The organism is Marinobacter persicus, assembly GCF_900114155.1.
Lineage (GTDB): Bacteria > Pseudomonadota > Gammaproteobacteria > Pseudomonadales > Oleiphilaceae > Marinobacter > Marinobacter persicus.
In genome coordinates this window covers 152,108-166,832 of record NZ_FOSC01000002.1, presented here as the reverse complement: position 1 = coordinate 166,832, position 14,725 = coordinate 152,108, and the positions used below count along the sequence as shown (strand labels likewise).

Here is a 14,725-nt window from a genome sequence, read left to right as displayed (position 1 = left end):
TGTTTGTGTAGCATGCTGAGTTAACTTCATGTCATCCATTCCCCAGGAACAGACTCATGCGCACGGCTTCCCGCTTTGTAATCGTTATTCTTTTTCTTGGCCTCGTCCTTGGTGGCATCTTCGGCTACAAGATCTACCAATTCGGTCAGATGGAAAAACAGCTGTCTCAGCCCCAGCCGCCGGCCAGGATCTCGGTGACTGAGGCAAGCACCGAAAGCTGGCAGCCGTCGATCAAGGCCGTGGGTAGCGTTGAGGCCATCAACGGCATTGAAGTCGCCAACGAGCTGCCCGGGGTGGTGGAAACCGTCAACTTTGAATCAGGCGACACCGTTGCCAAAGGCGACGTGCTGATCCGGCTTGATTCGGCCATCGACGAGGCAGCTCTGCGCACCCGCCGTGCGGAAGCCCAACTGGCCGCCCAGGAATTCAAGCGCATTTCCGATCTGTTACCGAAAAAGGCGGTATCCCAGGCCCAATACGACGAAGCCAAGGCCAATTACGACGCCGCGCGGGCCCGGGTCAATGAAGCCGAGGCACAGCTGAACAAGAAGGTGATCCGCGCACCGTTTGACGGCACTCTGGGTATTCGCATGGTCGACCAGGGCGAATACATTGCCACTGGCACGCCCATTGTCGAAATCAACATGCTCGACCCGATTTACGTGGACTACACACTGTCCGAAAAAGCGCTGCCGGAAGTGGACAAGGGCTACCCGGTGACGGTCACCGGGTAGCGGTGCCGGGTGAAACCTTCAGCGGTGAAGTCAGTGCCATCAACACCTCGGTGAACCCGGAGAGCCGCACCGTACGCATGCGCGCCACCCTGGCCAACGAACAGGGCAAGCTGCGCCCGGGCATGTTTGCCACCATTAAGACCGGCCAGCCCCGGGAAAATGAAGTCATCACCCTGCCCCGCACCGCCATCTCCTACAATACATATGGCAATTTCGTATTTGTGGTGACCGAAAACGACGATAGCGAACAGGTTGTTGAACGGCGCACCGTTACCACCGGTGAAGTGCGTGACGGACGGGCCGAGATCACCTCCGGCCTGGAGGCCGGCGAAACCGTAGTTGCCAAAGGGCTGTTGCGCCTGCGTGATGGCCAGCGGGTGGAAATCCAGGAAGAATCCGGCCAGGAGGCGTCTGAATAATGCGCTTCACCGATATCTTCGTCCACCGGCCGGTTCTTTCCACGGTGGTCAGCCTGCTGATCCTTCTGATCGGCGCGCGGGCCGCCATGGAAATGGAAATCCGCCAGTATCCGGAACTGGAAAGCACCACCGTCACCGTCACTACCGCCTACCCCGGCGCCAGTTCGGATCTGATCAAGGGCTTTATCACCACGCCCCTGCAGCAGGCCATCGCAGAGGCCAGCGGCATTGATTACCTGACCTCCACCAGCTCCCAAAGCGTGTCGACCATCGAAGCCAAGATGGAGCTGAATTACGACGCCAACGACGCGCTGGCTGAAATCCAGGCCAAGGTGGCCAGCCAGCGCAACGTGCTGCCGGCATAGGCCGAGGACCCGGTGATCACCTCCACCACCGTCGACAGCACGGCGCTGATGTACATTTCCTTCTACAGCACCGAGCTGGAAGTACCCCAGATTACCGATTACCTGACCCGGGTGGTGCAGCCCAAACTGCAGGCCCTGTCCGGCGTGGGCAAGGCCCAGATTCTCGGCCGCAACTTCGCCCTACGGGTGTGGCTGGACCCCGAGCGCCTGGCCGCGGTTGACCTGACGCCGGGCGAGGTGGCCGCCAAATTGCGCGCCAACAACTATCAGGCCGCCGTTGGCAAAACCAAGGATAAATACACTGAAATCAGTCTGACCAGCGACACCGACATTGCCGACCCGGAGGCCTTCCGCAACCTGGTGGTGAAAGAGTCCGACGGCACCCTGATTCGCCTCGACGACATTGCCCGGGTGGAACTGGGCTCGGAAACCTACGACCAACTGGCCCTGTACAAGGGCCAGCCAGCCGCTTTCGTGGCCATCGAGATGGCCCCCGGAGCCAACCCGCTGACCGTCGCGGATCTGGTGAAAGGGGAACTGCCCGACATTGAAAGCCAGTTGCCCTCCGGCCTGAACGTTCGGCTTGCCTACGACGCCTCCGATTTCATCGAGGACTCCATTGCCGAGGTGATCAAAACACTGCTCGAAGCCATGATCATCGTTCTGGTGGTGGTGTTCCTGTGCCTGGGCTCTGTACGCGCCTCGGTGGTGCCATCGGTGGCGGTGCCGCTGTCGCTGATCGGCGGTGCGTTCATCATGCTGATGTTCGGCTTCTCACTGAACCTGCTGACCCTGCTGTCGATGGTGCTGGCCATCGGACTGGTGGTGGACGATGCCATCATCATGGTGGAAAACGTGCACCGGCACATCGAGCAGGGGGAATCCCGCTTTGATGCCGCCATCAACGGCGCCCGGGAAATGGCGGTGCCAATCATCGCCATGACCACCACCCTGGTGGCGGTATATGCCCCTATCGGCTTTATGGGCGGGCTGGTTGGCTCGCTGTTTACCGAGTTTGCTTTCACTCTGGCCGGTACCGTGGTGATTTCAGGGGTTGTCGCCCTCACCCTCTCGCCCATGCTGTCTGGCAAGGTGCTTAAGCCCCATGGCAACCCTGGCCGGTTTGAGCAGCTGGTGGAAAAAACCTTCAATGGCCTGGCCAACACCTACAAGCGCGCCCTGATCTCGCTCATGCAGACCAAATCGGTGGTCATTTTCTTCGCCGTGGTGGTGCTGGGCTCCATCTATTTCATGGTGACCATGAGCCAGAACGAACTGGCCCCCACCGAAGACCAGGGCATCCTGTTTCACCAGGGCCTGGGGCCGGAAACCTCGACCATGGATTACCTGATTGATAACGGCAAGGAAGTACAGGAGCGTATCGCCTCTGTGCCCGGCTATCACGAAGACTTCATGATTCTGGGGATCACCAGCCCGAACGCGGTGTTCGGTGGCTTTAAGATGGCACCCTGGAGCGAGCGGGACATCAGCCAGTTTGAAGCCCAGCCACTGCTGGACAAAGAGCTGAAAAATGTCACCGGCCTGCAAACCGCCGTGTTCCCGCGCCCGTCCCTGCCCGGTTCCGGCGGCGGTCTGCCATTCCAGTTCGTGATCACCACCGGCGGCAGCTACGAGCAGCTGGACGAAGTGGCGGACGAACTGCTGGGCAGGGCCATGCAGAGCGGTAACTTCATGTTCCTGCAGAAGTCCATCAACTTCGACAAGCCATCCACCCGCATCAACGTGGACCGGGACCGGGTGGCGGACCTTGGCCTGTCCATGCAGGATGTGGGGCAGTCGCTGTCCAGCATGCTCAGCGGTGGCTACATCAACCGGTTCAACATGGAAGGCCGCTCCTACAAAGTGATGCCCCAGGTGGACGATCAGTTCCGGCCCAGCAAGGAAGCACTGGACGACTACTACATCCGCGCCGGTAACGGCGAGCTGATACCGCTGTCCAGCGTGGTCAGCTTCAGTGAAGAAGTGGAGCCATCCAACCGGACCCAGTTCAACCAGTTGAACTCATTGACGCTGCAAGGGGTGGTCAAGCCCGGTGTGGCCATGGGCACGGCCATGGACTACATGGAACGCACCGCCGAGGAAGTCTTCCCTCTCGGCTTCAGCAACGACTACACCGGCCAGACCCGGCAACTGGCCGATCAGGGCAGCGCGCTGGTGGTCACCTTCTTCCTGTCGCTGCTGGTGATCTATCTGGTACTGGCGGCCCAGTTCGAAAGCTGGCGGGACCCGTTCATCATCCTGGTGTCCGTGCCCATGTCGGTGGCCGGGGCCATGGCCTTTATCGTGCTGGGCTTTGCCACCATGAACATCTACACCCAGGTGGGGCTGATTACCCTGATCGGCGTGGTGTCGAAAAACGGCATCCTGATCGTGGAGTTCGCCAACCTGTTGCAGAAAGACAAGGGGCTGAGCAAGTTCGATGCGGTGGTGGAAGCTGCGGCCATCCGCCTTCGGCCGATCATCATGACGTCCCTGGCCCTGATCTTCGCCATGGTGCCGCTGCTGATTGCGGTTGGCCCGGGCGCGGAAAGCCGCTTTGCCATCGGCCTGACCATCAGCGCCGGCCTCGGCATTGGTACGCTGTTCACCATTTTCGTGCTGCCGGCGTTTTACCTGCTGCTGGCCCGTGATCACCACGGCTCGGCAGCGGATGAATACGCCGACGAAAAGCCATCCTGAAGCTGACGGCGCCACAGCACTGTCTCACTGGGCAGTTCGCCAAAGTGTTGCCGATACAAGGCGGCGAACCGGCCCAGGTGAGAGAAACCCTCGTTGGCCGCGTACCAGGACACGTGGGGAATGTCGCACTGGCAATCCACCAGACGGCGCCGCACCCGGACCAGACGGCAGCGCTGGTAGAAGCGGTAGGGGGTGAGGCCGGTTTCCCGTTTCATCAGATAATACAGGTTGCGCTCGCTGGCCCCGGAATGGCTGGCCAGTTCCTGCAGGTTGAACGCCCACTGGTGCTCGTCCCGGATTTTCGCCACCGCCCGAGCCAGGCGCCGGTCCATTGGCGGAAATAGCGCCACGTCGTGTTCACAGGCAGGCCCGGAGCCACCGTCTTCCAGCTCGGCGAACAATTGGCCGGCGCTCTGGCAGGCGTGCCGGTAATCGCCAAAAAACTCCGCCCGATACAAAAAGCGCAATAGCGATTCGGCCTTGGCCGGCGATGCCGCCACGCGGCCGGACAGGGGATAGACCAGCATCACGCGGCTGCCAGGTTCGATGGTCAGGGTAAAGGTCTGGCCCGGGCCAACGCTGGCAACCGGCTGAACCGGTGCAAACACACCTTTATCAAGCTGCAACTGGCAGCCGCCCTCCACCACCATCATCACCAGTGAAGCCGGCAGGGGCCCATCACCAAGGGATAACCGCTGGGCGGTGTTGAGCATGCAGATCACGCCCGAATCCGTTTCCAGGGCCGACAATGAGCCGAACACCGCCTGGCGGCGTTCGCCCCGGCATTGCAACTGCTGACTGCCCAGAAGCTGGCGCAGCGCACGACGCCATTCGCCGGACGAGGCACGGTTTAACCGGAGATAGGCATCAAGCCCGGGTGGGCTGGCAGGGTCGGACATAAACAGATGGCGTTGGTAATGGAGACTTCGCCCTTTTAAGGCAAAGCCTCTCTATTCCCTAGCCAAATTTTGCAAAATGATCAAAAAATCATCGATTTCCGATCATTTATTGATACCCGTCAAACCCGTCGAGTGTCACTAACCAGAGGTGGCCTGTCGCACCAGACTCTCCAGCGGTGTTGGCCTGGCCATCAGAAAGCCCTGACCGCGATGGCAGTTCAGCTCCTGTAGCTTGGCCTTCTGGGCCTCGGTCTCGATACCCTCGGCCACCACCTCCAGTTCCAGTGCGTCGGCAATGCCAAGAATGGCCGAGACGATGCGCGAATCGCGGCTGTCCGGGCCCAGGCGCTGGACGAACTGGCGATCAATCTTCAGCACGTGCACAGGCAATGCGTGCAGGTAGGCCAGTGACGAGTAACCGGTGCCAAAATCATCGATGGCCACCATCACGCCCCGTTTGCCGAAATCCCGCAATTTATCCAGGCAGCGCGGCGACAGATTCATCAGGTGAGTCTCCGTGATCTCCAGTTCCGGACACCAACCGGCAAGTTGCAGACGGGTAAAGAAAGGTTCAAGCAGGACCTCAAGCCGGTCATCGGCTATCTGACGGGCGGAGATATTGATTGCCAGACGCATATTACCGTGAGTGCCGAAGTCGTGGCGGGTCAGGTCTCGGGTAATACAACGCACGAGTTGTTCAGTCAGCTCGTGAATCAGGCCACGTTGCTCGGCCAATGGCACAAACTCACCGGGCGATACGGCCCCCAGCTCCGGGTGGCGCCAGCGCATCAGGGCTTCCATGCCCACCATGGCACCAGAACGCAGGTCGTATTGAGGCTGATACATGACCGAGAATTCCTCCGGTGCCACCTTCAGCGATGCCACCAGGGCCTCTGACAGCATCTGCTGGTGCTGCCCCTGCTCGCTTTCCTCGGCACTGTACACCCGGTAACAGGCCCGGCCCGCGGTTTTCGCCGCATACATGGCGCGGTCGGCCTTTAGCAACAAATCCGACGCGGACTCCGCGTGGCGCGGGTAGAGGGCCGCCCCGACCGAGGCCGACAGGAAGTACTCGCGGAAATCCACCGACACCGGCTTGCGGAAAGCGCTGGCCATGCGCTCACACACCGCGTTGATTTCCGAGGGTTCCTGCAACTCAACAATGGCGGCGAATTCGTCACCGGACAGGCGCGCCACCAAGTCACCTTTGCGCAACACGCCCTGGATGCACACCGCCGCCTGTTTCAGCACCCGGTCGCCATAGTCATGGCCGTGCAGGTCGTTCACCGACTTGAAGAAATCCAGATCAATGAACAGCACGGCAAAACAGCGGTCGGCGGGTTCGCGTTGACAGGCACGGGCCTTCAGAAATTCCTGGAACAGGGTACGGTTGGGTAGTTCGGTCAGCGGATCATAATAGGCCAGTGCCGCCAGCCGTTCGTCGTTGGCAGTCAGTTCACCCACATCCATGAACACACCGGTATAGAATGCGCCGCCCTCGTGCTCAACCGGGTAAATATTCAGCCACTGCGGGTAGGTTTCACCATTTTTGCGACGGTTCCAGATCAGCCCTTCCCAGCGCTTGTCACGCTCCAGGCTCTGCCACATGTCGATGTAGAACTCCCGGGAATGCATCCCTGAACTGAGAATGGACGGGTTATGGCCAACAATTTCTTCCTGTCGGTAACCGGTAACCCGTTCGAACTGATCGTTAACGTAGGCAATGGAGCCATCCTGCGCGGTCAGCATTATGGCTTTGGGGTGGGAGTCCACCAGCGCCTTGAAATCCGGTTCGTTCAGTGACTGCATGCCGGCATCCGCCTGTGCGTCCGTGTCAACGTTTCTTATTCTTGTTGTCAGCATAAGCTTAAAACATCCTCAACCTATCCAGATTTTGCAAAACAGACGTTTCTTTGACCAGAGCGGCAGGTTTCAGCTGCCAGTCTCTCAAGATTTGCAATAAGCGGATATCCTGCGAAGGTCTGCAGGCCGATAGTGAAGGCACATAAAGAGTATTTTGGAGCGACACATGCGCAGGAATGAGCCCGTTACCGGCAAAGAGCGCGAATACCCGGCCCACTATCACCTGATCAGCACCACCGATCTGAAAGGAAAGATTACCGCCGCCAACGAGGACTTCCTCGACGTGGCCGGTTTTGAACTTGACGAGCTGATTGGTAAACCTCACAACCTTATCCGTCATCCTGACATGCCACCACCGGCATTCGAGAACCTGTGGCAGACCGTTCAGGGCGGTGACTCGTGGCGCGGCATTGTCAAAAACCGCTGCAAGAACGGTGATCATTACTGGGTCGATGCCTACGTCACCCCGATCAAGAAAGATGGCAAGATCGTCGAGTATCAGTCGGTTCGCTGCCAACCTACATGCGCCCAGATCCAGCGGGCTGAAGCCGCCTATGCGGCCTGGCAGAAAGGCGGTATTCCACGTCGCTATCAGGCCATCAGTCCGCCGCTGACCAGCAAGCTGGCGTGCCTTTATGCCCTGCTTGCCGGCAGCCTGGTGGTTTTCGGGCTGGCCTCGTTGACGCTGATGCAAATGCTGGTGCTTCAAGTCCTGGTGCTGGCGGTCTTCGCCATACTGTTCTGGCTCACCCTGCCTATGATGCGCACCGCCCGCGATGCCTGCTGCAACGCCCATCCTGTGATGCCGTGGATCTACACCGGCCGGCGCGATGAAGGTGCCTGGATCGAATACGACCGGCAAAAACGGGACGCCACCCTCAGGGCGGTCTCGGCCCGCATGCACGCCAACATCGGCATGCTGCATGGCAAGAAACAGAAAACCATCGACTGGGTGAGCAGCTCGGTCAGCAGCGTGCGCAACCAGCAAAGTGACATTGAAAACATCACCCGGGCCTTTGAAGAGCTGGCCCAGAGCGTTCGCCGGGTCAACGACATGACCCAAAAGACCGAAAATGCCAGCACCGGGGCCCGGCAATCGGCCCAGCAGTGTCGGGACCGGATGAATGGAGTCAATCGTTCAATCTCACACCTGCGAGGCCGCCTGGACAGAGCCAATCAGGAGATGGGCAAGCTGTCGGAGCGCAGCGATGCCATAAGCGTGGTGGTTGAGGTCATTAGCGAGATTGCCGAGCAAACCAACCTGCTGGCTCTGAACGCCGCCATCGAAGCCGCACGGGCCGGCGAGGCCGGACGCGGTTTCGCCGTGGTTGCCGACGAAATCCGGGGCCTGGCGGGGCGCACTCACGAATCCACCCAGCGCATCGACACCATGATCGAACAGCTGCAGTCAGAAACCCGCATGGTGGTCAGCGTGCTGAACGAGGGGTCCGAGGCCTGTAACGACACTTCCGCGATGGCCGATGAGGCCAGCCAGTCGCTGGAAACCACGCTGAGTGACATGGACATCATTGACGATTGTGCCCGGGAAGTGGCCGGCGCCTCCGCCCAGCAATCGGCCCTGGCGGTGCAGGTGGAGCAGCAGGCCGAGCACCTGCTGCAACTGGGCAACCAGTCCGTCCAGAGCAGCGAAAGTGCCCGCGAGGAATCCGAGCAGCTCGGCACCCATGTGGACCAGGCACAACTGCTCACCAGCCACTTCCTGCACATGCTGCGCGAACGCCTGCGGGTGGCACAGCCGTCACCACCACCGAAACAATTTCCCGAGCCGGCTCAATAGGGTACTCTGGCGGTCCGCCTAACGGTCAACCAACCAACAGGATCGCCAACACCTTGACCCTGGGAACCCTCTTCTGGCTCTTTGTCGCCGGCTTTGCCATCTGGTACTGGTGGCGTGCCAAAGCCATCAAGGATTTCGTCCTGCAGGCCGCCCGCCGGTACTGCAAAACCATGGACGTTCTGCTACTGGACGATGCCATCTACCTGCGCGGCCTCTGGTTCAAACGCGATGACCAGGGCAGGCTGAGAGTGTGGCGCCGCTTTCTGTTCGAATTCACCACCACCGGTGAAGAACGTTACATCGGCCGGGTCATCATGCTGGGCCAGAAAATCTGCCACATGGAACTCGACCCCCACCGGTTCTGATCCGTTTATTTCCCTGCCCCGTCGGGCGCTGCAATATCCCTGTCACAGTCCTGTCCCATGATGCCGGCAATCAAGCAGTACAATACAGGTATCAAGGACATGATTTGCACCCACGCCCGCAAACTGGTCAGCCGGACCGCTGCCTTCATCACCGTTGTCTCTCTGAGCATGGCCGCCGCCGCCCACGATCTGGAAATTCACGGCTCTAACACCGTTGGCGCCACCCTTGCACCCATGCTGGTGACAGGTTACCTGCAGCAGCTCGGCGAAGGTGACGTCCGCACTCGTGGCACCGGCACCGTCAATGAAAAAATTCTCAGTACCCGCGCCGGTGACCGGGATATCAGTATCCTGGTGGCAGCCCATGGCTCCAGCACTGGTTACCGTGCCCTGGCCAGCAACGAGGCCGACATCTGGGCCTCCTCCCGGCCCGCCAAAGCCAGTGAAGTGGAGCAGCTCGGCAACCGGGCCGATCTGCGTTCACTGGACAGTGAACACGTTATAGCCATCGACGGACTGGCCATTCTGGTACATCCACAAAACCCGGTTAACAAGCTCAGCATTGACCAGCTCGGGCAGATATTCTCCGGCCAGATCAACAACTGGGCACAGTTGGGTGGCGCTGACCAGCCTATCCGGCTGTACGCGCGGGACAACCGGTCCGGCACCTGGGACACTTTCAAATCCCTGGTTCTGAACGGCGAGTATTCCCTGCATGAGTCCGCCCGCCGTTATGAATCAAACGACAAGCTCTCGGACGATGTCTCCCGTGACCCCGCCGGCATCGGTTTTGCCGGGCTGGCCTCGGTGCGCAACAGCAAATTGCTGGCGGTGTCCGACGGCAATGCACCCGCCATGAAGCCCGACCAGCTGACCGTTGCCAGCGAGGATTATCCGCTGTCCCGCCGGCTGTACATGTACACCACCGGTGAACAGGCACCGGCCATGGCCCGGGAGCTGATCGATTTTGCCCTGAGCAGCGAGGGCCAGGCCCTGGTGGCTGAATCCGGCTTTGTCTCCCAGAACCCCCTTGCCGTAAAGCCGGACTTTGAAGCGGTTGTGCCGGACTCGTTCCGCAAACTGACGGAACGCTACCAGCGCCTGACCGTCAACTTCCGCTTTGCCGAAGGACGCACCAAGCTGGACAACAAAGCCCTACGGGATCTACTGCGCCTGAAACATTACCTGGCCGAGCAGAATCGCCAGGCTCGCGACCTGCTGCTGATCGGTTTTGCCGATGCCCAGCAGCACGAGCTGAAATCCCAGATGGTATCGGAACTGCGGGCAATTTCCGTGCGCAAGGCACTGAATGAAATCGGCGTTGAAAACGCACCCTACACCGGCTACGGTCACTACATGCCCGTCAGCGGCAAGGGCAGCCCACGCAACGGGCGGGTCGAGGTCTGGATAAAAAACCGTTAGCCGGTGATTGGCTACGGCAATCCCTTATGCGCCGGGCGATTTAAAATATGTTTGGGTTTTCTATACTGCGGTGGTCGCCATCCAACCAAAAGACCGGAAACAATGGACATCAAACACGATCACCGTTACGCCATTAACCTGAATGTTCGTGGCATTCAGCCCTCCGCCACCCTGCGCATCAACGAGCTGAGCAACCAGCTGCGCGCCGAAGGCAAAGACATCATCAAACTGGGTCTGGGCCAGTCTCCCTTCCCGGTACCCGAGCGGGTGGTAGAGGCCCTCAAGGAACACGCCCACGAAAAGGATTACCTGCCAGTCAAGGGGCTGAAAGGCCTGCGCGAAGCTATCTCCGGTTACATCAACCGTAACGAACACATGCGCAGCACCTGGGAAGACGTACTGATCGGCCCCGGTTCCAAGGAACTGCTGTTCATTCTGCAGCTGGCTTACTACGGCGACCTGCTGATCCCGCGCCCGAGCTGGGTGTCCTACGCTCCGCAGGCACGCATCATCGGCCGCTCCGTGCACTGGCTGCCGACCCATGCGGAGAACAACTGGCAGCTGACCGCCGAAGAGCTGGACATCATCTGCCGGGACGACCCAACCCGCCCGCGCATTCTGGTGCTGAACTACCCGTCCAACCCCACCGGCTGTACCTACACGGACGATCAGCTGCTGGCCATCGCCAACGTGGCCCGCAAGTACAAGATCATCCTGCTGTCAGACGAAATTTACGGGGAAGTGCATTTCGAAGGACGGCACAAGTCCATTGCCCGCTACTACCCGGAAGGCACCATCATCAGCACCGGTATGAGTAAATGGCTGGGTGCCGGCGGCTGGCGCCTGGGTACCTTCATCTTCCCGCCGGAGCTGCGCCCGCTGCAGGACGCCATGGCGATCATCGCCAGCGAAACCTTCACCTCCACCAGCGCACCCATCCAGCATGCGGCCATTACGGCCTTTAACGGTGGTGACGACATCAACGAATACCTGCGCCAGTCTCGCCGGGTGCTGAAAGTGGTGGGCGAATACACCCATCGGCGCCTGACCGAAATGAACGCCGTGGTGCAAAAACCCGAGGGCGCCTTCTACCTGTTCCCGGACTTCTCAAGCTACCGGGAAAAACTGGCCGGGCACGACATCAAAACCTCCCAGGCCCTGAGCACCGCCCTGCTGGAAAAAACCGGCGTGGCCATCCTGCCATCCAGCGATTTCGGTTTCGTGCCGGACCATCTGGGCGCCCGCCTGGCGTTCGTGGATTTTGACGGTGCCCAGGCCCTGAAGCTGGCTGGCGGCGACTACGCAGAGCTGGAGTTGGGCGATGATTTCGTCAACCAGGCCTGCCCGCGCCTGGTCAAGGCGATGGACAAGATGGAGCAATGGTTCCACAGCCTGTAAAGGCACTGTTACCAACCCGCCATGATAGACTGGCGCTCTCACCTTTCCACAGGGGGCGCCATGTCTGACCCAAACACGCTGCAAACAATCACCGATTTCGCCGAACAGCTGGCCGTTGAGGCAGGCGATCTGGTTCGCCGGGAACGCGACCAAAACACCCTGCGCACCGACTACAAACAGCAGACCGAACTGGTCACGCACGCCGATGTCATGGCCGACGAATTCATCACCGGCGCCATCCGCGAACGTTTCCCGGACCACCGGATCCTGTCCGAGGAAAGCATGCCGGACCTGTCCCAGGCCGAAGAACTGGAAACACCGCTTTGGATCGTCGATCCCATCGACGGTACGGTCAACTACGCTTACGGTCACCCGCAGGTAGCGGTATCCATTGCCTACGCTGAAAACGGTCAGGTACAGGCCGGCGTGGTGCACGCGCCGTTCCCGGGCGAGACCTTCCGCGCTACCAGGGGCGAAGGTGCCACCCTCAATGGCCAGGCTATTGCGCACAGCGGTGCCACGGTACCCCGGCAGTCCCTGTTTGCTACCGGGTTTCCCTACACCAAGGACAACCTCGCGCCCTTAGTGGACCGCCTGAACGCCATGATCCACCAGTGCCGTGACCTGCGCAGGATTGGCTCGGCGGCCCTCGACATCTGCTGGGTGGCCTGCGGCCGGCTGGATATCTACTACGAAACCGTCAGCCCCTGGGACTTCGCCGCCGCACGCCTGATCGCCCTTGAAGCCGGTGCCAGGGCCGGCCATTTCGGCGATGTACCCAGGGGTTATCCCGAAGATCTCTGGGGCCAGGACATCCTGATTTCCGCACCGGCGGTGTGGGAGCCTGTGCGCTCTATACTGCGGTCTGCTTCCGGGTATGACTAAGCTTGTTACCCAGCCTGCTGGGTCCAGCAGTGGTGCCGGTGGCCGGGATGCCTTTCCCGAAACCGCTACGAGCACTTCCATGTGCGCTTATTTCAGGCCATCCATGGCCTTCAAAATTTCGGGAAAGGCATCCCGGCCACCGCCAATCCAGCGCATGCAGTTATCGCTTTAAAACCAAGAGGCGGCTAGAACAGAGAAGATACAACAGAAACTCAAAACCCATTGCGAGAAAAACTTAAGTTATAGCAGGCGATATTACTGCGGTCAGAACGGCCAGTGTGAGGGTGGGCCTTCACAGAATTTCGAAGGCCAGGGATGGCCTGAGAGAAGCGCACACGGATGTGCTTGTAGCGGTTCTGTGAAGGCCCACCCTCATACTGGCAGCACGAAACGATCAGGCTAGAACCAGAACTATCCGGCCCAAACCGACTCGGAAACCAGACCCCAGGCCTCATCAAAATCAGCAGTTGGCAGACGGCTAAACGAAGAACGCACAAACCGCTGAATCCGCCCTTCCAGGAAGACCATCAAAAAGTCAGCACCACGGGCAGACGTGGTTCGCGGACTCAGCCCCTGGCGGATTTCGCCTTCTTTCAGAGCCTGCCGGATCTGCGTCTCCAGACGTTCGAAGAACTGTGAGGCACGCTTGCGCAGGGCTTCGTCCTCGCCCAGCAAGGCATCACCAGTCAGCACACTGCACAGACCCGGATTACGCTCGGCGAACACCAGCACCAGATGCACCAGCTGCTGGATGCGCACCCGCACATCGTCCTGCTCCTGCAGGATCACCTGGCAGCGGGAAAACACCGCTTCCTCGGCAAACTCGATCAGCGCCTCGAACATTTTCCGCTTGCTGGGAAAGTGGCGGTACAGCGCCGCCTCGGTCACGCCCACGGTGCGGGCCAGGCCCGCAGTGGTGATGCGGGCGCCGGGGTCGGACTGAATCAGCTCAACAAGCGCCTGAAGGATACTATCCCGGCGACTGGGTTTGGGCTTGCTCATGTCAGAAGAAAGTGCCGTCGATGGGTGAAGAGGCGCTGGCGTACAGCTTCTTTGGCATACGGCCGGCCAGGTAGGCTTCGCGGCCCGCCTCAATGGCCAGGCGCATGGCATGGGCCATCTTGATCGGATCCCGGGCCTTGGCGATGGCGGTATTCATCAGCACGCCGTCGCAGCCCAGTTCCATGGCGATGGCAGCGTCGGAGGCCGTACCCACGCCGGCATCCACGAGCACCGGCACACTGGCATTCTCAACAATCAGGCGGATGTTGTAGCGGTTCTGGATACCCAGGCCCGAACCAATGGGCGCACCCAGCGGCATCACCGCCACGCAGCCCATTTCTTCCAGACGCAGGGCCAGCAGCGGGTCATCGGAGCAGTACACCATCACCTTGAAGCCGTCTTTGATCAGTTCCTCGGCAGCCACCAGGGTTTCGGGCATGTTCGGGTACAGGGTTTTCTGGTCGCCCAGCACTTCCAGTTTGACCAGATCATGGCCGTCCAGCAGTTCCCGCGCCAGTTTGCAGGTGCGTACCGCATCCTTGGCGGTGTAGCAGCCGGCGGTGTTGGGCAGGATGGTGTAGGTATCCGGGTTTACCACATCCAACAGGTTGGGCTCGTCGGGGTTTTGCCCGATGTTGGTACGGCGCACCGCCACGGTGACAATCTCGGCGCCCGAGGTTTCGATGGCGTGGCCGGTTTCCATGAGGTCGTGGTATTGCCCCGTGCCCACCAGCAGTCGGGACTGGTAGGTCCGGCCGGCAATGTCCAGGGGCTTGTCTTCGGGGAGCTGGATTTGTGCTGTCTCTGTCATGGTTTTCCTGAATTCGATGGTCGTTGTATCTCGGACGGTTGTCTCGAACAAACAAGGCAAAATC

9 protein-coding genes and 2 pseudogenes are annotated in these 14,725 nt (G+C 60.1%); 7 read left to right on the top strand and 4 right to left on the bottom strand.

What is annotated here, in order from left to right:
* The first annotated feature begins 56 nt into the window (after window positions 1-56).
* Together BMZ63_RS02735 and BMZ63_RS02730 are read left to right on the top strand one after the other, a co-directional pair.
* Window positions 57-1,153 (top strand): annotated as a pseudogene (locus tag BMZ63_RS02735) (efflux RND transporter periplasmic adaptor subunit).
* A pseudogene (locus BMZ63_RS02730) lies at window positions 1,153-4,218 on the top strand (efflux RND transporter permease subunit). Before BMZ63_RS02735 ends, BMZ63_RS02730 begins: the two co-directional pseudogenes overlap by 1 nt.
* Here BMZ63_RS02730 and BMZ63_RS02725 read toward each other — a convergent pair.
* Together BMZ63_RS02725 and BMZ63_RS02720 are read right to left on the bottom strand one after the other, a co-directional pair.
* On the bottom strand, window positions 4,170-5,117 hold the full coding sequence (locus BMZ63_RS02725) for a helix-turn-helix domain-containing protein (protein WP_091701335.1): 948 nt from the start codon (window positions 5,115-5,117) through the stop codon (window positions 4,170-4,172). The pseudogene BMZ63_RS02730 and the gene BMZ63_RS02725 sit on opposite strands and share 49 nt — an antisense overlap.
* Window positions 5,118-5,255: 138 nt before the next feature.
* A complete protein-coding gene (locus BMZ63_RS02720) occupies window positions 5,256-6,926 on the bottom strand; it encodes a putative bifunctional diguanylate cyclase/phosphodiesterase (RefSeq protein ID WP_091701332.1) in 1,671 nt (556 codons plus the stop codon).
* A gap of 220 nt (window positions 6,927-7,146) precedes the next feature.
* On the opposite strand from BMZ63_RS02720, the gene BMZ63_RS02715 reads away from it, so the two are divergent.
* From BMZ63_RS02715 to BMZ63_RS02695, 5 genes are all read left to right on the top strand, one after another.
* Window positions 7,147-8,778, top strand: coding sequence for a methyl-accepting chemotaxis protein (locus BMZ63_RS02715; RefSeq protein ID WP_091701330.1), 1,632 nt, complete (start codon window positions 7,147-7,149; stop codon window positions 8,776-8,778).
* A gap of 53 nt (window positions 8,779-8,831) precedes the next feature.
* On the top strand, window positions 8,832-9,143 hold the full coding sequence (locus BMZ63_RS02710) for a DUF3301 domain-containing protein (protein WP_091701328.1): 312 nt from the start codon (window positions 8,832-8,834) through the stop codon (window positions 9,141-9,143).
* Between the two features lie 99 nt (window positions 9,144-9,242).
* Complete coding sequence (locus BMZ63_RS02705) at window positions 9,243-10,565, top strand: substrate-binding domain-containing protein (protein ID WP_227663486.1); 1,323 nt, start codon at window positions 9,243-9,245, stop codon at window positions 10,563-10,565.
* Window positions 10,566-10,667: 102 nt separating this feature from the next.
* On the top strand, window positions 10,668-11,963 hold the full coding sequence (locus BMZ63_RS02700) for a pyridoxal phosphate-dependent aminotransferase (RefSeq protein WP_091701325.1): 1,296 nt from the start codon (window positions 10,668-10,670) through the stop codon (window positions 11,961-11,963).
* Between the two features lie 60 nt (window positions 11,964-12,023).
* Window positions 12,024-12,848 (top strand): inositol monophosphatase family protein, encoded by an 825-nt coding sequence (locus BMZ63_RS02695; protein WP_091701323.1) that lies wholly within the window; start codon window positions 12,024-12,026, stop codon window positions 12,846-12,848.
* A gap of 411 nt (window positions 12,849-13,259) precedes the next feature.
* Here BMZ63_RS02695 and slmA read toward each other — a convergent pair whose 3' ends face one another.
* A complete protein-coding gene (gene slmA, locus BMZ63_RS02690) occupies window positions 13,260-13,850 on the bottom strand; it encodes a nucleoid occlusion factor SlmA (protein ID WP_091701320.1) in 591 nt (196 codons plus the stop codon).
* Between the two features lies 1 nt (window position 13,851).
* A complete protein-coding gene (locus BMZ63_RS02685) occupies window positions 13,852-14,661 on the bottom strand; it encodes a thiazole synthase (protein WP_091701318.1) in 810 nt (269 codons plus the stop codon).
* Window positions 14,662-14,725: the final 64 nt, after the last annotated feature.